13 protein-coding genes are annotated in these 21,725 nt (G+C 59.8%); 5 read left to right on the forward strand and 8 right to left on the reverse strand.

Features of this window, described 5'->3' with window-relative positions; all coding sequences use genetic code 11:
- Positions 1-38: 38 nt before the first annotated feature.
- From J3P90_RS25830 to J3P90_RS25840, 3 genes are all read right to left on the reverse strand, one after another.
- Positions 39-305 carry a hypothetical protein gene (locus tag J3P90_RS25830; protein WP_434675586.1) on the reverse strand — a complete coding sequence of 89 codons (267 nt, stop codon included), beginning with the start codon at positions 303-305 and terminating at the stop codon, positions 39-41.
- A 158-nt stretch (positions 306-463) separates the two neighbouring features.
- Positions 464-5,359 carry a dermonecrotic toxin domain-containing protein gene (locus J3P90_RS25835; protein WP_434675587.1) on the reverse strand — a complete coding sequence of 1,632 codons (4,896 nt, stop codon included), beginning with the start codon at positions 5,357-5,359 and terminating at the stop codon, positions 464-466.
- Between the two features lie 265 nt (positions 5,360-5,624).
- Positions 5,625-6,521, reverse strand: a complete 897-nt coding sequence (locus tag J3P90_RS25840) for a homocysteine S-methyltransferase family protein (RefSeq protein WP_434675588.1) — start codon at positions 6,519-6,521, stop codon at positions 5,625-5,627.
- A 113-nt stretch (positions 6,522-6,634) separates the two neighbouring features.
- Between J3P90_RS25840 and J3P90_RS25845 the strand changes: the two genes are divergently transcribed.
- From J3P90_RS25845 to J3P90_RS25855, 3 genes are all read left to right on the forward strand, one after another.
- Positions 6,635-7,456 (forward strand): ABC transporter substrate-binding protein, encoded by an 822-nt coding sequence (locus J3P90_RS25845; protein ID WP_434675589.1) that lies wholly within the window; start codon positions 6,635-6,637, stop codon positions 7,454-7,456.
- Positions 7,453-8,289 (forward strand): amino acid ABC transporter permease, encoded by an 837-nt coding sequence (locus J3P90_RS25850; RefSeq protein ID WP_434675590.1) that lies wholly within the window; start codon positions 7,453-7,455, stop codon positions 8,287-8,289. The genes J3P90_RS25845 and J3P90_RS25850 overlap by 4 nt, the downstream gene beginning before the upstream one ends.
- Positions 8,290-8,557: 268 nt before the next feature.
- Positions 8,558-10,570, forward strand: coding sequence for an autotransporter outer membrane beta-barrel domain-containing protein (locus tag J3P90_RS25855; RefSeq protein WP_434675591.1), 2,013 nt, complete (start codon positions 8,558-8,560; stop codon positions 10,568-10,570).
- A gap of 62 nt (positions 10,571-10,632) precedes the next feature.
- On the opposite strand, the gene oadA is transcribed toward J3P90_RS25855, so the two are convergent.
- Positions 10,633-12,441, reverse strand: a complete 1,809-nt coding sequence (gene oadA, locus J3P90_RS25860) for a sodium-extruding oxaloacetate decarboxylase subunit alpha (RefSeq protein WP_434675592.1) — start codon at positions 12,439-12,441, stop codon at positions 10,633-10,635.
- Positions 12,442-12,453: 12 nt separating this feature from the next.
- Positions 12,454-13,869, reverse strand: coding sequence for an acetyl-CoA carboxylase biotin carboxylase subunit (locus J3P90_RS25865; RefSeq protein WP_420766105.1), 1,416 nt, complete (start codon positions 13,867-13,869; stop codon positions 12,454-12,456).
- Between the two features lie 187 nt (positions 13,870-14,056).
- Here J3P90_RS25865 and J3P90_RS25870 point away from each other — a divergent pair, with 187 nt between their 5' ends.
- On the forward strand, positions 14,057-15,019 hold the full coding sequence (locus tag J3P90_RS25870) for a LysR family transcriptional regulator (RefSeq protein ID WP_434675593.1): 963 nt from the start codon (positions 14,057-14,059) through the stop codon (positions 15,017-15,019).
- On the opposite strand, the gene J3P90_RS25875 is transcribed toward J3P90_RS25870, so the two are convergent.
- The 3 genes from J3P90_RS25875 to J3P90_RS25885 all read right to left on the reverse strand — a co-directional run bounded on the left by J3P90_RS25875 (position 14,961) and on the right by J3P90_RS25885 (position 19,232).
- Positions 14,961-15,170 carry a PA3496 family putative envelope integrity protein gene (locus tag J3P90_RS25875; RefSeq protein ID WP_434561552.1) on the reverse strand — a complete coding sequence of 70 codons (210 nt, stop codon included), beginning with the start codon at positions 15,168-15,170 and terminating at the stop codon, positions 14,961-14,963. The genes J3P90_RS25870 and J3P90_RS25875 overlap by 59 nt on opposite strands.
- A gap of 155 nt (positions 15,171-15,325) precedes the next feature.
- A complete protein-coding gene (hexR, locus tag J3P90_RS25880) occupies positions 15,326-16,192 on the reverse strand; it encodes a transcriptional regulator HexR (protein ID WP_003187110.1) in 867 nt (288 codons plus the stop codon).
- Between the two features lie 175 nt (positions 16,193-16,367).
- The gene (locus J3P90_RS25885) at positions 16,368-19,232 is read right to left on the reverse strand and encodes a putative bifunctional diguanylate cyclase/phosphodiesterase (RefSeq protein WP_434675594.1); all 2,865 of its coding nucleotides are present in this window, start codon (positions 19,230-19,232) and stop codon (positions 16,368-16,370) included.
- Positions 19,233-19,492: 260 nt separating this feature from the next.
- On the opposite strand from J3P90_RS25885, the gene uvrD reads away from it, so the two are divergent.
- Positions 19,493-21,676: a DNA helicase II gene (gene uvrD, locus J3P90_RS25890; RefSeq protein ID WP_434675595.1), complete on the forward strand. Its 2,184-nt coding sequence runs from the start codon at positions 19,493-19,495 to the stop codon at positions 21,674-21,676.
- The last annotated feature ends 49 nt before the right edge of the window (positions 21,677-21,725 follow it).

Below are 21,725 nucleotides of genomic sequence, written 5' to 3' on the forward strand. Positions count from 1 at the left end.
CATCGGTTGAAAGCCGCGAGGGAAGCAATAGGCTTGCTTTAATAGGCCTTGAGAAAACCCTGCGTGACAGCGGCACGCAAGGGAACCGATGCGATTCTATCTTCAGCAGCCAAACCAGCGGCTCCAACTTCCCGGTAAGTCACACGAAGCGGTGTATCACCCAGCAGTCCCAACTCCAGCAACCACTGATCGGCGAACGTGTGCGGCTCGAATGCATGGCCGTCGGGTAGTGAATGAATAGGCGTTAGCGTGATGCCAGGCGCCTGGAGCGGCACGCCTGGTTCGTCGTTAAGAAATAAGGTCATGGGGGGTCCCTTTGTTTATTGAAGAACCCGACCCTATCCTTCCGTCGCCACCATCAAGCCATACATATATATAGGCAACCTTGGACAGCCACGTGCATATGTGAATGCGTGTTTCCGCAGGGTCGCCATCGCGAGCCAGCCACGCGACGGCGATTGGATCACTCCGCTTTTGGTGGTCGTCTCGTGGTTAGAAATCGACTGAGGGATTCGGGTGTCACGCCCTCGTTGGCATACTGCCAGGCCCATTCGGGTATTCCCCCGTGATGACTCAGGTAGCGTGCGAAGCTCAGACGACTGTGCTCCGCCCGGTTGCCTGAAAACCTGAAGCGCCGCAGCAATTGCTGGGCCTCTCCTTGGCTCACTGCGTAAGTCCCCAGAAGCAGTTGGTGCGCACGAGCTTCCTCGTTTAGCAGGCTGTCCACCAACGCGCCCGCGAAAGCCGATTCGGACGCCAGCGAACCAGGCCGCTGGAGCGTTTCGCGAATCAGGTCGTCGCTGTATTGCACGCTGACCAGATCGTCCCAGAGGCTTCTGGCCCCCTCGGCTGTGATTGCGGCCATATTGTGAATCGAGCTCCAGACGGCAGGGGTTTGTAACAACAAAGAGACCCGGCTATTAGAAGGAGGATTTCCTGGCGTGCTGAACAGTCTGGCGACGGCGGGTAGATCGTTGTCCATCAGGTTCCCGCGCACGCCGCCAATGAATCGCATGAAGTTCACCAACGGCCGCTGATGGAAAATAATGTCCCGGACGTTATCGTCGTCAAACGCCCGCATCCAACCGATATCGATATCGCCGGTAATCACGACTTCCGTATAACGAGTAGTGGTGTAGGCGGCAATGAGCCGAAGCCGCCCATCGGTAAGGCTCGGATCGCGTATCCACTGCGACACCACGCTCAATGGCAGCATGCCGCCCAGGTTGGAAGTGATAACTGGGGACTGCAAAGCGATTTCGGCGCGCCTGAGCAAATCGGGAAACCGGCCAAGGGCTACCCTGAGCAAGTCGACAAGGTCTTCGGCGCGGTCATAGTAAATGTACTGATCCATCAACCGCGCATCGTCACTAACAAGCTTGCCTGTTTCTCGCTCAAGTCTGCGCTGGACATCCTTGAGGTCACCCCGATCTATCAGATAAGCATCCCCCACCAGCTCATCCAACTGTTCATGGCTCATTTCGCCGTGCAAGGCCTGGTCAAACTTGACGTAGGCCATGAGATTCCGGGGATGGTGATCGGTCAGCTCCCGGGCCCTCAGGCCGTATTCAAGCATGATGTGCAAGACGTCCTGGGAGAGCATGAGGTATTCGTTGTTCATCAGTTCGAGAATTTCTCGATCAACAATTGGATCCAATAATATGTCCTCGAAAAACTTGATCAGGTCGTCTTCGTTGGCCTGGTAAAAAGGAAAATCGCTCTGTATCAATTGGCCAGGCGTTCGTGGCGAGAAATGTCTGGCGATGCTATGCAGCATTTCCGGAGGCAAGCTCAAGGATTGTACATTTCGCAAATAGTCACGCAGCGAAGCTTCGGCGTATGAACGCAAATAGTTCATGATCGGTTGGAACAAGCGATGCGGATTGGGGGCCCCATGAATAATTTGCGTCAGGTCAAGCACCGCCGCCTTTCCCAGAAGTTGCTCCAACGTTGGCGCATTATCGACAAGCGCCTGCCGTATCCCGGAGACTTGCGGCGTTAGAAAACTACGGATATTGGGGTGCTGATCGATGTAATCGGCGGCGGCATTACGCAGCCCTCTTATCGAGAAGTCCCCCTGTAGCCTCCCATCATTCAGGCCGCGAGCAACGGCGTTAAAAAAGCAGTCACCGTCGGCGGTGATCTCCATGACGCGATTGCCCAAGACCAGGCTGTAATGATTTTGGCCCGTGCGCCGCAGGACAACATCCGTGTTCGCTCTGTCGGGATGAACACTGCTTGGATATACACGTTCGTCCCGCCCTGGGGTGTAGCGCACTGACCATGCGCGGCTGGCGGATACTTCATCAATGATCAACAAGCTGCGACTCTGTGGCCAACTCGGTACCTGCGTGATGATGGAGGGGACCAGGTCCATGATCTCGTTGTCCCAGTTGCCCAAGGTACGAACGGCGTCGGCGATACCCGGGTCAGTCAGGGCAGGGACCTTGGGCTTGGAAGGGCCCGACGGAGGCGGCGTTTGGGAAGGCCGTTTACCCCCGCCCTGGCCGAATCCCACGGCGCGCCATTCGCCATTGGGCATGCGTGCCACGGTACTTCTCATCACACCACTGGAACGGATACTCAGACCCGTCAATGGATCGACGATCGTGGCCTCGGTGGCGGTCATCTTCGTGTGATCGTGTACGCGAAAAACCGTCCCGTCGGGTTGCCGCACATAGACCTGTGCCGTGCCGTCATTGTTGAGCCTGGGACGATAGAAGCCTTGGGCATCAGGGGCCAGCCCTCGGATCGGCGCCGTATCCTTCACCGCATAACGATGATAGATCGCCTCCTCCAGCGGCAATCCGGCCAACGCTTCGTCAGCATGTTGACGAGCTTTCACCGCTGGAAACGAGGCTTGGCCTCGCGATGGAATCATCCATCCATGGGCACTGCCCTGCCCAAGACGGTTAGCCACTTTGTCGATGAAGACCAAGGTATTGAGGTCCCGTGGAACCACACCGCTCCTGAGCACGAACGAGCCGGTTCTCACGGCTCGCTTGAGTAGCTGGAAACCCGGCACCGCCAGCACGCCGGCCACTTCCAACAGAATATCGACCGTCACCATGAACACCCGGGCAGCGTGGTGACGCCGGACGTCCAGGTTGCTGTTGGACAAGTGATCGGCATGGGCGCTATGAAAATTTACATAGGCTCGATGAAGCGTCTCCAACAAATCACCGGCAATCAAGGAGCCACGAATCAGCGGCCGACCGCGTCGCTGCGCTGATACCCCCTTCAATTCTTCAGCATCGGGCGCGGATATTCGCGAACGGAAATACCCTTGCCATTTTTCTTGCAGCAGAAGCTCCCCGATACCCTCACCCAGATCGGAAAATTCCTGGAAGTCGTCGCCATCAGGGCTGTCTGGAAAGTACACCCCTACGGGACCGTTGATTTCCGGCCCGAGCTGATCGGTAAAGATCAGCGCGCCATCCACACTGAGGGCGTTGCCCATCGTTCCATGCTGTCCTCCCGCCCCCACGCTTCCCCCGAGCAACAGGCCATGAACATGCACCCTTCGCCCGAAGGCCTGGGCACGAGCCTCCGCCACAGGAGACTTCAACACGGCGGCCAACCAGAGAGGCACCAATTTTTGCAGCTTCGGTGGGTTGCCGGTCTTGTCCAGGCCAGTAGCCTCGAACACGCTGTCGCCCCTCAGCCCGGCCTCGTAGCCCTTGAACTTCAAGTTCGCCAGATACGCCGCTTGCCATGCCGCCTTGTATTGCGGTTTGTTCATCTCCTCTCGCAGCAGGATTTCATAGTTGCCGCCGGCATCCAGGCTCTTGGCCATGCGGGCGAGTTCGCTCCCGGTCAGGGTGAGCGGAACGTCATTATCCGGGTGTCGAATGCGCTGGCAGTGCTGATCGACAAGATAGACCGTCGACACTTCGCTCATTGCCTCCGGATAATCTGGCGGGCGGAGATTATCTAGCATCAGCTGGGTCAGGCTGACGGTGCGCGACTGTCTTGGGTTGGCTTTGTTGCCAAAAGACAGCGTCACCTGGGTCCGATCCGGATCGGGCTTAATGGCCGGGTGCAACGTTTGCTTAAGGTATTGCTTGATCTTCTCCTGAGTGAATTGCACGAGCGACTGGACGCGACCACTCAGTTCATAAACCCCCTGGTACACCTGCGCTTCCAGACGACGATAGGTCGCTTGCTCAGACAGTGTCGCGGATGCGTAGAAGACCGGACGGTTGTTTTCGACTCGGGTCAACCGACGCACCGCCAATGGCCCGGAGAGCGATAGCACAGGCAGACTCAGGGCTTCTTCTGCCTGTTGGGCAAAAGCTTCCAAGGTCATCGTCCCGTCGATGGGTGTGCTCAGGAATTTTTCGAGCGCTGTGCTTTGCCGCTGGAAAAGATCCGAGGCCGCCACTTCAAACACATGCCCGGACAGCTCGGAGGAAATATTCAGGATCGTGCGTTCCTGCCCGTCATAGAGCGGACTCACCGCAACGGTCATTGCCTGAAAGGAGGAGAAGCCCTGTAGGCCGCCTTCCATGGAATACAAGAACAACCGTTGTCGGTCGGTTTGCTTGATTACCATCGCGGCTGGCCACTGCTGCGGCTTTGCGCGCCCCGTATCGAGCATGACCGCATAAACATGGGGAATGGGCGCTCGTTGCAAACGTCCCCTGTCGATCATGGAGGGATGAGTGGTGAGGATGTCCAACAGGCGGTCATCCTCGGCCCGCTGCGTCCGCTCGCCCGGTGAGGCAGCCGGCTTGCGGTCGGCTTTGTACAGGTCGCAAAGATGCAGGAAACGCCGCGAAAGCAGATGGGCGAATACCGCTTGAACCGTCGATGAGTCCGCCCTGTCGAGGATGCCCGCCCAGCGCTCGCTGCTGCGAAAGAGACTGAGGTCGTCACGCAATTGCTGCCTTACCGTCTCGTTGGTCGTCGGGCCAGCTATGTAAAACGTCGCCTCCATTGCTTGTAGGATCTTGCTATCCGCAGGGCTGGAAAAAATACTGTCAGCTTCGTCTACGGTATCCGGGCGAATGTAGAAACCTACGCCACCGGCCGTATAGATGGGAGGCGTATCGGTTTCCAAACTGCTACGCATCACGTCGGTAAAACTCTGCGAGTGCGTCAACGTGCGCCCGCCATCCGAGTCGATGGCGAAGTGATTCACGTAGCAATGATCAGGGTCGATATTTTCAAGCAGTGCTGGACGGAGTTTACGCTCGGGTATTTTCCTCTTGATCGAGCTGACCAACAGGTTATTGATCACCGTATCGAAAGTTGGCAGGCCGGCGAATAGAAGCGCCAGGCTCTTCTGGTTGGCGTCCAGCAACTTCAATTGTCGCAGCTGCTCTTTGCCGGCGGCGCTCAGGTCGTCGTCTGGCATGAGCGTTTCTGTTGGTACGGGCTCGCAGGACGGCTGGCGGTCACCACTCAATGGCGCCGCGTTGGGTATCGGGAGGGGGCTGGGTTGATTTGTCGAATCAGAGGGCATTGGACTGTCCAAGGGTTGATTGGAAAGTCCGGAAACCTAACGCGTCAGTCGCGCAGCACGGCCATACATATGTATGGCGTCGCTGTCGTTTTGGGTAAAAATCGTAAGCGGGGATGAACAAGCGGTCGGCCAATTCCTCGGCCAACCGCCACGCCTCTCAACCCAATCGTCGCGCCAGGACGGCGATATGCTCCGGCCCGATTCCGCAGCAGCCCCCCAGGTGACTGGCCCCGCGCTTTTGCCAGTCCGTTGCCCACTGAAGATACCCCGGTGGATCAAGGTCGTCGCGCAATGGGTCCAACCCGTCGTTGGCGGTCGCCTCCTTGGGCTGCGGCGGAAACGCGTTGGCGTAGGCACCGATGTGGATTTTCACGCCCAGGCGCTCGAACGTCTGCCGCGCGGCATCGATGGCGCCACCGATCACCTCCGGCTGACTGCAGTTGAACAGGAGCGTCTCGACGCCCAGCTGCGCTGCGACGGCCGCGGCATCCGCCACGGGTTCACCGGAACGCAGGCGCGGCACTTCATCCGTGTCCTCGTCTTTCAAGGTGAACGATAGCCAGAACGGCTTGCCATCCCGTGGGATCCCGGCACGGATGGCTCGTGCCTCGACCGTTGAGCTTTGGGTTTCTGCCAGCCACAGGTCGACGTGGGGCGCCAGGCCCGCCACCAAAGGCGCCAGCAGCTCACCGGCACGGGACGCATCGAACAGATCGGGACGATAGGAACCGAACAGCGGCGGCAGCGACCCGGCCACTCGTACGGTTTTGCCTGAAGCCTGCACCGCCCGCCGCGCCAGCTCACCGGCCAAAGCCGCCAGCGCCTGGCCCTCGGCGGCAAAACGCGCCTCGCCAATATGGAACGGCACCACGGCGTAACTGTTGCTGGTGATCACGTTGGCGCCGCTGGCGATATAAGCGGCATGGACGTCTTCCACTGCCTGGGGCGCTTCGCTCAGCGCCAGCGCCGACCACTCGGGCTGTCGAAACGGCGCGCCGCGGCATTGCAATTCACGGCCCATGCCGCCATCGAGAATGACTGTTGCTGCGCCCATATGCGATTCACTCATAAGCTTATGAAAAATACTCACTACCGGAGTAGTTCTTATAACTATTTAATGCGCACTCTTTCGCCAATCACAACCTCTTTTTCAACCAGGGATCGCCCATGAAATTTCAACCGTTGCTGGCCCTGGGCCTGGGTCTGCTGGCTGCGTCTTCCCAGGCGCTCGCTGGCACCACCCTGGAGCGTATCGAGCAGAAAAAAGAACTCGTCGGCGTGTTGATGGAAAGCTATCCACCCTTCTCGTTCCTCAATGACCAGAACCAGCTAGACGGTTTCGACGTGGACGTCGCCAAGGCCGTGGCGCAGAAACTGGGCGTGAAGCTGCGCCTGGAAACGCCGTCCTGGGACGTGATTGCGGCCGGCCGCTGGAGCGGGCGCTACGATATCTGCATCTGCTCCATGACACCGAGCAAGGCCCGCGCCGAGGTGTTCGATTTCCCGGTGCAGTACTACGCCTCGCCAGCGGTCATCGTGGTCAACGCCAAGGACGACAGCATCCATGGCGCCAAGGATCTGAGCGGCAAGAAGGTCGGCCTGACCAGCGCGTCCAGCTATGAGAGCTACTTGAACAAGAACCTGGTCATTGAAGGCGCGCAAGATACCCGGTTGAGCTATCCGTTCGAGAACGTACAGATCGCCCCGTATGACACCGATAACGTGGCGTTCCAGGACCTCGGCCTGGGCGCCGGAGTGCGCCTGGACGCGGTGCTGACCAACCTGGTGACCGCTCAGCCACGCCTGACCGAAGACAAGCGCTTCAAACTCGCTGGCGAAGCGCTGTATGCCGAGCCAAACTCGGTCGCCATCGAAAAGGGTGACGCCGAGTGGAACAGCAAGGTGCAAGAAGTCTTCGCCCAACTGAAACAGGACGGCACCCTGAGCAAGCTCTCGCAAAAATGGATCGGCGCCGACATCAGCCAATGACTTCCATTCCGCCTCCTGTCCAGCTACCGCCACCGGTGACTGAGTCGCGCCTGCATAAAATCTTCGGCTTTCGCACACGCTTGTACCTGACGTGGGCGGTCATGCTGGTGCTGTTCGCCAGTTTTTTCCTGAGTTTCGACCTGAAGTTCTCGATCATCCTGGACAAACTGCCGAACCTGCTCGGTTTGCATCTGGCCCCCAACGGCTTCCTGCAGGGCGCGGTGCTGACGTTGTTCCTGTGCCTGTGCTCGATCGTCGCGTCGTCACTCCTGGGCTTCATCACCGCGCTGGCGCGGCTGTCCAGCAGTGCGGTGGCGTTCGGCATCGCCAGCTTCTATGCGTCGTTCTTTCGCGGCACCCCGCTGTTGATCCAGATTTTGCTGATCTACCTGGGCCTGCCCCAGCTGGGCATCGTTCCTGGCGCCATTGCCGCCGGCATCATCGCGTTGTCACTGAACTACGGCGCCTACCTGAGCGAAATCTTCCGCGCCGGCATCCTCGGCGTTCCCCACGGCCAACGCGAAGCCTCCCTCGCCCTGGGCATGGGCGAAACCGTGATCTTCTGGCGCGTCACCCTGCCCCAGGCCATGCGCACCATCATCCCGCCGACCACCAACCAATTCATCTCCATGCTCAAGGACTCCTCCCTGATCTCGGTGATGGGTGTCTGGGAAGTGATGTTCCTGGCGCAATCTTATGGTCGCTCCAGCTATCGCTATATCGAAATGCTGACCACGGCCGCGATTATCTACTGGCTGATGTCCATTGCGCTGGAGCTGATTCAAGCGCGGATGGAGCGGCATTATGGGAAGGCTTATCTAAAGCGCAGCTGATCGATCGTGTATGAACCTGCTGTAGGGTAAAGCTACAGGCTCCGCCAGCCATCGCGACGATGGAGGGAACCGAGCACGACCGGCCTACGCTCTTCATCCGCCAATTCGCCTCTGCGGCGAGAAGATGGCTGGCATCGCCGCTTTCGGTGAATTTTTAAAGTGCGACCTTCTCCACTACAGGTCGCATTCAATGCCTACCCAACACCTATTCCTGCCCCACCATCTTGCTTTGGCAATAACCTTGACCCTCGGGTGTGCCGAGGTTTCGATGGCCCAGTCAGCTACCGAGGACGCCCACCCCGTTGAAACAACCGCCAAGATGCAGGCGAGGCTCAAGGCGTTCGCGGCGGCGCCGGATACAAACATCGAACCGGTCATCGAGGCCCAGGAAGCGCCCCTATCGATGAGCGACGGCAATGACCTGGTGATTGTCAGCAAGCAAGGCGAACTTTTCGGGCCCACTGACGGCGGCGGCGGTACCAATGTCCTGCAGTTGGATATCAGCAAGGGAGGCGTAATCGGTCCAACCGGCAACTTCAAGGATCTGTACCTCAAGCAAGGCGAATGGTCGAACAGTGGCGCGCTCACCGGTGCAAGCCTGGTTGACTCAAAGGCAAAGCTGGCCAACACAGGTCAGATAACGGGCGCAGTGCATGTGCTTGGCGTATTCCATAACCCAGGTACCGTGACCGGGCCTGTGTTCGTTGGAAAAAACGGCACGTTCAGCGGCAACGGGACGGTCGACGCGCTGGATGTGGCGGGTTTGATTGAAGTCGCTCCAGTCATGGGTGCCCCCTCGGTTACCCATGACCTCAAGCTGTCCAAAAGCGCGACGCTGGCTTATGCAGTCGACACGGAGAAAGGCGGCGCCACGATCAAGGTTGGCGGTACCGCGACGTTAGGCAATGCGACGTTGAAGATCACGTCTCTGTCGGGCGAGTCCATCGCTGAGAACAAACACGTCGTGATAAAAGCGCAAAAAGTCGAAGGGAAGTTCGGGAACGTCATCAACGAATTGGCCTTGATGACGGCAACACCTGAGTACGCCACTGGAGAAGTAGGATTGACCCTTGCGCTTAAGGACAAGGTGCCCGACGAGATCGCGCCCACGGTTAATAGCCAAGCGGTTATAAGCAGTATCGTGGAACACCATGCCGAAGCAACGGAGGCTGGCCCCGCCGTCGCTTTACCCGCTGAACAAATATCCGCCACAGAATCGCAAACCCGTCATCCCGCGTCATATCCCAACGAACCCGCGAAAGTGGCAGCCAACCCCAAACCCAACGCCGCCATCAACGCCCTGCTCGGTACCAACATGGCCACCGCCGCCGATGCCATCGACCAACTGGGCGGTTACGACACGGCAGACCTGGGCAGTGCTACTTTAAGCAGCGTCGCACCGATCAGCTCGGGAATGCTCTCCGCCATGGGCCGGAACAACCCGACGGGTGAGCATGGCAATGGCCAGGTCTGGGTCCAGGCCATCGGCAACAACGGCAGCCTCGCCAAGCAATTGGGCAGCTTTGCCCTGAAGCATTCGACCAAAGGTTTGATGCTGGGAACCGACTGGGCCGTCAGCCCCGATTGGCGCCTGGGCGTCATCGGCAGCAAAACCCAGACACGGCTGGACAGCTATCAATTCGACGGCGCGCTCGACAGTTGGCTGGTGGGTGCCTATGCCTTGCGCCAGGATGGGCCAGTGGCCCTGCGCCTGGGTGCCGTTTATGGCAGCCATGACGGAAGCACCAAACGCCATGTTGCGTTCAATGGTTTCAGGGATCACCTCAAGGGTCGCTACGACGCCACGACACAACAGATCTTTGGACAGGTCGGCTACAACCTGGACGTCGGACACTTCGATATGGAGCCCTACATCCAGGTGGGTTACCAACGCTACCAACGCGACGCCTATGCAGAAAAAGGTGGCGATGCTGCATTGCAATACCACGACCAGAGCCAGGAACACTTCAGCAGCGATCTCGGCCTGCGTATCGCCCTCCCTTTTGCGTTCGACCAAGGCATGCGGTTGACGCCACGCGTGGATGTCGGCTGGAAACACCTATACGGCGACATCAGGGGCAGCTCCCATCAACGCCTGGCTAACGGTGGCAGCACCTACATCATCCAAGGGGTGGAACTGGACCGGGACAGCCTGCTCTTGCAAGCGGGGTTGGACCTGGCCATGTCGCCACGTCACACCCTGGGGTTGAGCTACAGCGCAGAAACGGGCCAGGACAACCGTAACGGCGCGTTGACCGGGCAATGGCGGATGGCGTTCTAACGGGCAAAAAAAGGGGAGCACCTGCTCCCCCGAGGTAAAACGTTATATCGCGGCTGTTCGGATCAGCCTTCGATTTCCACCAAGATTTCGCCCGGATTGACCCGGTCGCCCTTGGCTACATGAATCGCCGTGACCTTGCCTGGGATGGCGGCCTGGACCTCGGTCTCCATTTTCATGGCTTCGGTAATCAGCACTGCTTGGCCGGCCTTCACCACGTCGCCCTCCTTGACCAGCACATCAACGATGTTGCCTGGCATGGTGGTGCTGACGTGGCCCGGCGCGGTGGCTTGCTTGCGCTTGCTGCTGCCGCCGCTGACGAACTCATTGAGCGGTTCGAACACGACCTCTTCCGGCATACCATCGATGGAGAGATAAAAATGCCGCTTGCCCTCGGCCTTGACGCCTACGCCGGTGATGTCGACGCGATAGGTTTCGCCGTGGACATCGATGACGAATTCGGTCGGTACACCTTCGCCGCCAGCGGAGCTCACGCTGCCCGCCTCTGGGATAGGCAGCAGTACTTCGGGTGTCAAGGTGCCGGCTTCACGCTCCTCGAGGAACTTGCGCCCGATGTCCGGGAACATCGCGTAGGTCAGCACGTCTTCCTCGGATTTGGCCAAGGCACCGATTTCACCACGCAACCGGGTCATTTCCGGCTTGAGCAAGTCGGCCGGACGCACATCGATCACGTCTTCGCTGCCGATGGCCTGGCGACGCAGCTTCTCGTTCACCGCGCCAGGTGCCTTGCCGTATCCGCCTTGCAGGTAGAGCTTCACTTCGTTGGTGATGGTCTTGTAGCGCTCACCGGCCAATACGTTGAAGAACGCCTGGGTGCCGACGATCTGCGAGGTCGGGGTCACCAGCGGCGGGAAGCCGAGGTCTTCGCGTACTCGTGGGATTTCCGCCAGCACTTCGTTCATGCGGTTCAGTGCGCCCTGCTCTTTCAACTGGTTGGCCAGGTTGGAAATCATTCCACCCGGAACCTGGTTGACTTGGACGCGGGTGTCCACCGCGGTGAATTCACTCTCGAACTGATGATATTTTTTGCGAACGGCGTAGAAGTACAGGCCGATTTCCTGCAGCAGTTCCAGGTCCAGGCCGGTGTCGAATTCGCTGCCCTTGAGAGCGGCGACCATCGACTCGGTGCCTGGATGGCTGGTGCCCCAGGCGAAGCTGGAGATCGCGGTATCGATGTGATCGGCGCCGTTTTCGACAGCCTTGAGCTGGCACATCGCGGCGAGGCCGGCGGTGTCGTGGGAATGGATGAAGACCGGCAGCGATTGCTCGGCTTTCAGGGCTTTGACCAATTCGCCAGTGGCGTAGGGGGTCAGCAGCCCGGCCATGTCCTTGATCGCCACCGAGTCGCAACCCATGGCTTCCATCTGCTTGGCCTGGGCCACGAATGCTTCGATGGTGTGCACCGGACTGGTGGTATAGGCGATGGTGCCCTGGGCATGCTTGCCGGCAGCCTTCACCGCTTCGATGGCGACCCGCAGGTTACGCACGTCGTTCATCGCATCGAAGATACGGAACACATCGATGCCGTTGACCGCAGCCTTGGCCACGAACGCCTTGACCACGTCGTCGCTGTAATGGCGGTAGCCCAGCAGGTTCTGGCCGCGCAGGAGCATTTGCAGGCGGGTGTTGGGCAGCGCCGCACGCAGTTGGCGCAGGCGCTCCCACGGGTCTTCCTTCAGAAAGCGCACGCAAGCGTCGAAGGTTGCGCCGCCCCAGACTTCCAGCGACCAATAGCCGACTTTGTCGAGCTTGTCGCAGATCGGCAGCATGTCTTCGGTGCGCATGCGAGTGGCGAGCAGCGATTGGTGGGCGTCGCGCAGGATTGTGTCGGTTACGTGGATCTTCTTGGACATTGTCATGATTCCTTACAGGCCTGCGTGGGCGGCAATGGCGGCGGCGATGGCCAAGGCCAGCTCTTCGGGTTTGCGCTTGATCGAGTAGTTGGTCAGTTCCGGATGGCTTTCAACGAAGCTGGTATTGAACTGGCCGCTGCGGAACTCCGGATTGCGCAGGATTTCCTGGTAATACGCGGCGGTGGTCTTGACCCCTTGCAGGCGCATGTCATCCAGGGCCCGCAAGCCGCGGTCCATCGCTTCTTCCCAGGTCAGCGCCCAGACCACCAGCTTCAGGCACATCGAATCGTAGAACGGCGGAATGGTGTAACCGGTGTAGATCGCCGTGTCGGTGCGCACGCCCGGGCCACCCGGGGCGTAGTAGCGGGTGATCTTGCCGAAGCTGGGCAGGAAGTTGTTTTTCGGGTCCTCGGCGTTGATGCGGAACTGCAACGCAAAGCCGCGGTGCTGGATGTCTTCCTGCTTGACCGACAGCGGCAGCCCGGAGGCGATGCGAATCTGCTCGCGCACCACGTCGATACCGGTGATTTCTTCGGTAATGGTGTGCTCTACCTGGACCCGGGTATTCATCTCCATGAAGTACACCTCGCCTTCGGCGAGCAGGAACTCAACGGTACCGGCATTCTCGTAACCGACAGCCTTGGCGGCGCGCACAGACAGGTCGCCGATATAGGCACGCTGTTCGGGGGTCAGTTGCGGGCTGGGGGCGATTTCGATCAGCTTCTGGTTGCGGCGCTGGATCGAGCAGTCCCGTTCGAACAGGTGCACCACATTGCCGAAACTGTCGCCCAGGATCTGCGCTTCGATGTGCTTGGGATTGACGATGCATTTTTCGAGGAACACTTCCGCCGATCCAAACGCCTTCGTGGCTTCGGAGATGACACGCGGGAAGGCCTGTTCGAGTTCTTCGCGGCTGTTGCAGCGACGGATACCCCGACCGCCGCCACCGGACGTAGCCTTAAGCATTACCGGGTAACCGATTCGGTCGCCTTCGGCCAGGGCTTCTTCGATGCCCGCGACGTTGCCTTCGGTGCCTGGCGTCACCGGTACGCCCGCCTTGATCATGCTGCGGCGCGCTTCGGTCTTGTCGCCCATCCGCCGAATGACTTCCGCCGACGGACCGATGAATTTTATTCCGCGTTCAGCGCAGATATCTGCCAGCTCGGCGTTTTCCGACAGAAAGCCATAGCCGGGGTGCAAGGCATCGCAGCCTGTTTCCACGGCGAGGTTGACCAATTTGCGCGGGTTGAGGTAACCGGCCAGCGGATCGGCGCCAATGCTGTGGGCCTCGTCCGCGCGCTTGACATGCAGCGCATGGCGGTCCGCGTCGGAGTAGACCGCGACCGAGCGAATGCCCATCTCGGCGCAGGCGCGCACGATGCGGACGGCAATCTCACCACGGTTGGCGATCAGGATCTTTGTTATCAATTGGAGGTTCCCTTGAGCCGGTGATACCACGGCCTGGGATCCAGGCCGACGCGTGACCAGATGTAACAATTGGTCGCAGCCCCACACTAGTCCTGGCTGGGGATTAACAAAAATGAATAATTATTGGGTCACGCATAAGCAAACACTTATAGTTGGGTGATCAGTCTCGGACCAGAGTGCTTGAAAAATGCGTAAGTCATTGATGCGTATGACGTTGCGTCAGCTGCAAATCTTCAATGAGGTGTGCGATCTGAGGTCCTACAGCCGTGCGGCGGATGAAATGTCTCTCACGCAACCGGCCGTTAGCCTACAGATTCGATCCCTGGAAGAGCTGATCGGCCAGCCGTTGTTTGAGTATGTCGGCAAAAAACTCTACATGACCGAAGCCGCCGAAGCGCTGCAACGCGCCAGCCGGGATATCTTCGGGCGTTTGGAAAACCTCGATATGCAGCTTTCCGACATGCAGGGCTCGCTGCAAGGCCAGCTGAAGCTTGCGGTGGAGTCCAGCGCCAAGTACTTCGTCCCGCATCTGTTCGCCGCGTTCAAGCGCCAGCATCCGGAGGTCAACCTGAACCTTACGGTGGTCAATCGCGGCCAAGTCATCCGCAGGCTTTCGGATAACCGGGATGACCTGGTGATCATGTCCATGGTGCCCCAGGACATGGGCCTGAAGTTTCTGCCGTTTCTCAATAATCCCATCGTTGCGGTGGCGCCGCCCGATCATCCGCTGTGCCACATGGGCTCATTGCGCTTGCAAGACCTGGAACCCTATACGCAGCTGTTGCGCGAGCCGGGTTCAGGCACGCGGCTGGCCTGTGAGGAATATTTCAAGGAGAAACGGGTGCATTTCACCCAGACGCTGGAGGTGGCGTCTGCCGAAGCCCAGCGTGAATGCGTGGTGGCCGGGCTGGGCGTGGCGCTCTTGACGCGCCACGCCGTGAGCCGGGAATTGTCGTCCGGCGCGCTCATCGAGTTGCCGGTGGAGGAGCTGCCGCTGTATCGCAGCTGGTGCCTTGTACAGGCCCGGGCCAAGCGCCTGTCACCGGTGGCTCATGCGTTTCTGGCATTCGTTCGCGGCGAACGTGCGCAGATCATCGGCTTGGTTGAGCGTTTCGACGGGAAACCGCCGGCGTTGCCTGCCAGTAATTGATTTCCATCAGGTCAGGATATTCGCTTATTTGCGCCAGGAGCTGACGCTGCTCATAGCGGTCTTCGATGGCACGACGGAACGCCATGCGGCGCTGGTCTTCCTGCTGGCGACGGGTTTTGGCGGCGCTGCGTTCTTCGTAGGACTGGGTCATGTCGAGACTCCCAAGACGTATACGGGAGCTTCACGATGACGGTGAGGGATGACGGTTTGGCGGCGCGAGCGTTACAGAACGATGAATTCGGCCAAATGCCCCGTGGTGTGGGAGCTTGCTCCCCCGCCCAAAAGCCCTGACTTCTAAGGCCGCGTTTAGTCGTCCAGCGCCTTCACCGACTTGGGTGACAACCGCAAGCTGCGAAGGCTGCGCTTCACGCTCTTGAGGTGGTTGACCAGGCTTGGGCCACGCGCCATGGCGACGCCCATCGCCAGCACATCGATAACCACCAGGTGGGCAATGCGCGACGTCAACGGCGTATAGATTTCCGTGTCTTCGTGCACGTCGATCGCCAGGTTCACGGTGGAGAGCTCAGCCAGCGGTGTCTGGCTCGGACACAAGGTGATCAGCGAGGCGCCGCTTTCACGCACCAGATTGGCAGTGATCAACAGATCCTTGGAGCGCCCCGACTGGGAAATACAGATCGCCACGTCGGTCGGCTTCAACGTGACGGCCGACATGGCCTGCATGTGCGGGTCGGAATAAGCCGCCGCCGTCAGCAGCAACCGGAAAAACTTGTGCTGGGCGTCGGCCGCCACCGCACCCGAGGCGCCGAACCCGTAGAACTCGACACGTTGGGCCTGGGACATTGCCGTAACGGCTTTCTGCAGCGCGACCGGGTCAAGTTTCTCGCGGACCTCCATCAGGGTGTGCAGCGTCGTGTCGAAAATTTTCAGGCTATAGTCGGCGACCGAATCGTCTTCATGAATAGCGAATTGCCCGAAACTGGCACCGGCCGCCAGGCTTTGCGCCAATTTGAGCTTCAAGTCCTGGAAACCCGAGCAACCGATAGCCCGGCAAAAACGCACGATGGTTGGTTCGCTGATGCCAACGCTGTGGGCCAGATCGGCCATGGAACTGTGCATCACGGCCGCGGGATCAAGCAGTACATGATCGGCGACTTTCAGCTCCGATTTGCGCAGCAAGTGGCGTGACTGGGCAATGTGTTGCAACAGGTTCAAGGGGCTGGACTCTTGTTATGGGCAGGTGCCGGGATGTAGCAGGCTTGTAGTTATACTACAAGAATCGGCTCTTCGCCTGTCCAATACGTAACTGAATTGACCTTGTTGTCCCTTGTTTTGGCGGGCGACGCTCCTTGTAGCCGTCTCGCAGGCTCGGCGCACGCCAAGTCCAATCCTATCCCTGCTCCCGCAGCAGACGGGCGAGGCCTTCGGCTCCAACCGGTCGACTGATGAGATAACCTTGGACTTCGTCGCAGTGCTCATTCTTCAGGAACTCAAGCTGTCCCTCCCGCTCGACACCTTCGGCCACAACCTTGAGCGACAGTCCGTGGGCCATGGCAATGATCGCGCGGGTGATGGCCGCGTCCTCGCCCCCCTCCTCCAGCCCACGAACGAAGGCCTGGTCGATCTTCACGTAATCCACCGGGATGCGCTTGAGGTAGCTCAGGGACGAATAACCGGTGCCAAAGTCATCGATGGCCAGCTTGACTCCCAGATCCCGCAGCTGTTGGAACGTAGCGATGATGTGCTCGACGCTGTCAAGCAACTGGCTCTCCGTGAGTTCCAGCTCCAAATAATGCGGAGCCAGGCCGGTTTCTTCGAGCACTTGGCGCACCAGGCTGACCAACTTGCCCTGGCGCAACTGATGCACCGAAAGGTTGACCGAGACACGAATGGACTCCAGCCCCTGGCGCTGCCATTCACACGCCTGCCAACAAGCCTGGCGCAGCACGAACTCGCCGATCGGACCGATCAGCCCGGTTTCTTCGGCGAGACCGATAAACTCCCCGGGTGGAATCTGGCCCATGCTCGGATGCTCCCAGCGCACCAACGCTTCGGCGGCATTCAGACGCCCCGTCGCCAGGCATAGCTTGGGTTGGTAGAACACTTTCAGTTGTTGTTCTTCCAACGCCTTGCGCAACTGGTTCTCCAACTGCAGACGCTCCAGCGTGCTGGCTTGCAGGCTGTCGGTGTAGAACTGGAAATTATTCCCGCCCAAGTGCTTGGCGTGTTGCATGGCCATGTTGGCCTGGCTGACCAGGGTGGAAATTTCCCGCGCGTTATCCGGCAGCAGGCTGATGCCTATGGAGGCGCTGACCACCAGTTCGTGACCATCGATCGTCACCGGCACGCGAAGCTTGGTGGCCAGTCGGGTCGCCACTCGCGCCAGGCTCGAAAGATTGCCGTAGGCGTCGAACAGTACCGCAAACTCATCGCCGGACAGCCGGGCGATGGTGTCGGCTTCGGGCAATGCGTTGATCAGGCGCCGAGCCATTTTCTGCAAAAGCTGGTCGGCGATGTCATGGCCGAGGCTGTCGTTGAGCAGTTTGAAACGGTCGAGGTTGATGTGCAGCAAGGCCAGGCTACGCCGTCCTCCCTGGCGCACCCGCTGATGGGCTTCGTTCAAGCGCTCACGGAACAGCGAGCGGTTCGCCAGCCCGGTCAGCTCGTCATAATGGGTCAGATAGCGCATCCGCTCTTCGGATTCGCGCCGCGCTGAAAGATCGGCGAAGAAACCGACTATATGGCTGATATTTCCCCGCGAGTCCCGCACGACATTCAACTGGAGCCACTGTGGGTAGAGCTCGCCGTTGGCGCGCGCCTCAACCAGCTCGCCTTGCCAGGTGCCGTGCTGCTTGAGCGCTTGGCGAATCACCGGATAGTGCCGACGCGCGTCGCGACTGCAAGGCAGATCAACCACATTGCGCCCCAGCATGTCCGCGATATCGAAGCCGGTCACTCGTGTAAACGCCTGGTTGGCGGCAAGCAGCGCGTAATTGGGGTCCAAAATCACGATACCCTCACTGGCGGCCTCGAACACCGTGGCGGCCAGTTGGCGCTGCTGTTCCAGCTCCTTGCCGACGCTGATGTTGCGGCGCGTACCGACCATGCGCAGTACCCGCCCATTCGCGCTGCGCTCCACGGCCCGGCCGCGGTCTTCGATCCAGACCCAATGGCCGTCGCCGTGGCGCACGCGGTATTCGATCTGGTAATCCTCGCTGCGGCCCTTCAGATGTTCGACAAGGGCACGCTTGAGCGCCGGAAGGTCTTGGGGATGAAGGCGCGGGGTGAGATGACTGAGCATGGCCGTGATGTATTCGGGTTCCAGACCAAATAGCTCCTTGAGCTGGGTGTGATGAACCTCGTCGGTCTGCAGGTTCCAGTCCCACAACCCCAGCTCACTGGCCTTGAGGGCCAACGCCAGGCGCGCTTCACTCTTGACCAGGGCCTGGCTGGCCGCCTCCAGTTCGAGGCTGCGCTGCGCTACCCGCGCCTCCAGGCCAACCTGCGCCGTGCGCAATTGGGCCTCGGCGGAGCGACGCTGTTCGACCTCCCGGGCCAACGCCTCGTTGAGCTGCGCGCCGCGGCTTTGTGCCTGCTGCAAATGCTCGATCAACGCCTGGTTCTGGAACCGTCGCAACATCCCGTTCTGTATCAGCCGGTTGACCTGCCAGGCCACCACGCTCAGCGAGACCAGCACCACCAGCCCGAGCCAACCCCAGCCACGTTGATGCTCGTCCGGCCCCCAGAAAAGATAAGCGATAGCCGGCAAAAGACAGGGCAAGGTAAAGGACAGGAACGCCGGTAGACTCACGGCGTAAGCGACACTGGCAGAGAGGGTCGCGGCGCCGATCAGGCCGAACACCCAAGCCTGTTGCTGGAAACTGTCTGCCGGCACCAGGGCAATGCCCGCACCGGCCAGCGTCAGGCCGGTCATGGCCGAGCCCAGAAGAAACATGCGCAACCAGACCGGGTGGGCCTGGCGGCTTGGTATCGCCGAATCGAAAGCGGCCACCTGGATCACCCGCAGCGCGACCAGCGACAGTAACCAGACCAGCCACACGCTGACCAGGAAATAGCGCTGAGGCTCCCACAGCAGCGCCGCGCAGACCAGACCGTTGATCAGCATGAACAATGTGGGCAGCAGCGAGCCCTGGTACAACAACCTGGTGCGTTCGACCGCCATTTCCGTGGCGTACTGCTTGCAGATAATCCGCGGCTCTACACGCGGGCCTGCCAGATCGGAATTGAAGGTCATAAATGTTGTTCTTGTTCTTATTCAGGGGAGCATGGTGAGCCCGAAACGATCACCGAGCATACACAAGCCAAAGGCCATCCCACACTGCCCTGGTTCATAAAAATACTGAAAAAACGCGGATCCAATTGCGCGCCGGCCACCGTAACCGAGCCCCGCCGATGCTTGCTGGCGATGACTGACCGGTCGTCCGCAGGCGGTGTTTTGTCGGCCAATGCAAAGCTCGGTTTGCCCGAGGTGGCGCCGCACCCTAGAATGCCTCGATGCGCGATGATCTCTCCCTTCTGCTGAACTCCCTAAACGATGCCCAACGCCAGGCAGTTGCTGCCTCCGTGGGCCGTCAATTGGTCCTGGCCGGTGCCGGCTCCGGCAAGACCCGAGTGCTGGTGCACCGTATCGCCTGGTTGATCCAGGTCGAGAACGCCTCGCCCCATTCGATCCTGTCGGTCACCTTTACCAACAAGGCTGCCGCCGAGATGCGCCATCGCATCGAACAGTTGATGGGCATCAACCCGGCTGGCATGTGGGTCGGTACGTTCCACGGCTTGGCCCATCGCCTGTTGCGCGCCCATTGGCAGGAAGCCGGCCTGAGCCAGACCTTCCAGATCCTGGACAGCGACGATCAACAACGGTTGGTCAAGCGCGTGATTCGCGAACTTGGGTTGGACGAACAACGCTGGCCCGCCCGCCAGGCTCAGTGGTTCATCAATGGTCAGAAGGACGAAGGCCTGCGCCCGCAGCATATCCAGGCCAGCGGTGACCTGTTCCTGGCAACCATGCGCAGCATCTACGAAGCCTACGAGGCGGCCTGCCAGCGTGCGGGGGTTATCGACTTCTCGGAACTGTTGCTGCGGGCGCTGGACCTGTGGCGTGACCACCCGGGGCTGCTGGAGCATTACCAGAGGCGCTTCCGACATGTCCTGGTGGACGAATTCCAAGACACCAACGCCGTTCAATACGCGTGGTTGCGCCTGCTCGCCAAGGGCGGCGACAGCCTGATGGTCGTGGGCGACGACGACCAGTCGATCTACGGCTGGCGTGGCGCCAAGATCGAGAACATCCACCAGTACTCGGCGGACTTTCCCGACGCCGAGGTGATTCGCCTGGAACAGAACTACCGCTCGACCGCCGGCATCCTCAAAGCCGCCAACGCCCTGATCGCCAACAACACCGGTCGCCTGGGCAAGGAGTTGTGGACCGAGGGCAACGAAGGCGAGGCGATCAATCTCTACGCCGCGTTCAACGAACACGATGAGGCCCGCTATGTGGTGGAAACCATCGAGAGCGCGTTGAAAACCGGCCTGGCCCGCAGCGACATCGCCATCCTTTATCGCTCCAACGCCCAGTCGCGAGTGCTTGAAGAGGCCTTGCTTCGCGAACGGATCCCTTACCGTATCTATGGCGGCCAGCGCTTCTTTGAACGCGCCGAAATCAAGAACGCCATGGCCTACCTGCGCCTGATCGAAGGACGAGGCAACGACGCGGCCCTGGAGCGGGTAATCAATGTGCCGACGCGGGGCATCGGCGAGAAAACCGTCGAGGCGATTCGCGACCATGCCCGTCACAGCCATGTGTCGATGTGGGAAGCCATGCGCCAGCTGGTGGACAACAAAGGCGTCACCGGCCGTGCCGCCGGCGCCCTGAAGGCTTTCATGGACCTGATAGAAGACCTGACCGCCAAATGCGGGGAAATGCCCCTTCACTTGATGACCCAGACCGTCATCGAGCAGTCCGGCCTGATTGCCTACCATGAAGCTGAAAAAGGCGAGAAAGGCCAGGCCCGGGTGGAAAACCTTGAGGAACTGGTCAGCGCTGCGCGCAACTTCGAAAACACCGAAGAAGATGAAGACCTGTCGCCGTTGTCGGCCTTCCTCGGCCACGCCTCCCTGGAGGCCGGCGACACCCAGGCGGACGAGCATGAAGACAGTATTCAGCTCATGACCCTGCATAGCGCCAAGGGCCTGGAATTCCCCTACGTCTTCCTGGTGGGCATGGAAGAAGGTCTGTTTCCCCACAAGATGAGCCTGGAAGAGCCCGGACGCCTGGAAGAGGAACGGCGCCTGGCTTATGTCGGCATCACGCGTGCCATGCAGAACCTGGTGATGACCTACGCTGAAACCCGACGTTTGTATGGCAGCGAGACCTACAACAAAGTGTCGCGATTCGTACGTGAAGTGCCGAAGGGTCTGATCCAGGAAGTGCGTCTTTCCAACAGTGTCAGTCGACCGTTCGGCGGCAGTCAGCAACAAGGCACCAGCAGCCTGTTTGCCGGCAGCGACATCCCGGAAACCGGCTTCAGCCTGGGCCAGGCCGTCCGACATTCGGTATTCGGCGAAGGCGTGATTCTCAACTTCGAAGGCGCCGGTGCCCAGGCTCGGGTCCAAGTCAACTTCAGCGAAGGCAGCAAATGGCTGATGCTGGGGTATGCCAAGTTGGAAGCGATCTAAAAGCCTCGGTAATCCCCTTTGTGGGAGCGAGCTTGCTCGCTCCCACAAT

It is taken from the genome of Pseudomonas sp. D3-10 (assembly GCF_051132175.1).
In the GTDB taxonomy this organism is placed as follows: domain Bacteria; phylum Pseudomonadota; class Gammaproteobacteria; order Pseudomonadales; family Pseudomonadaceae; genus Aquipseudomonas.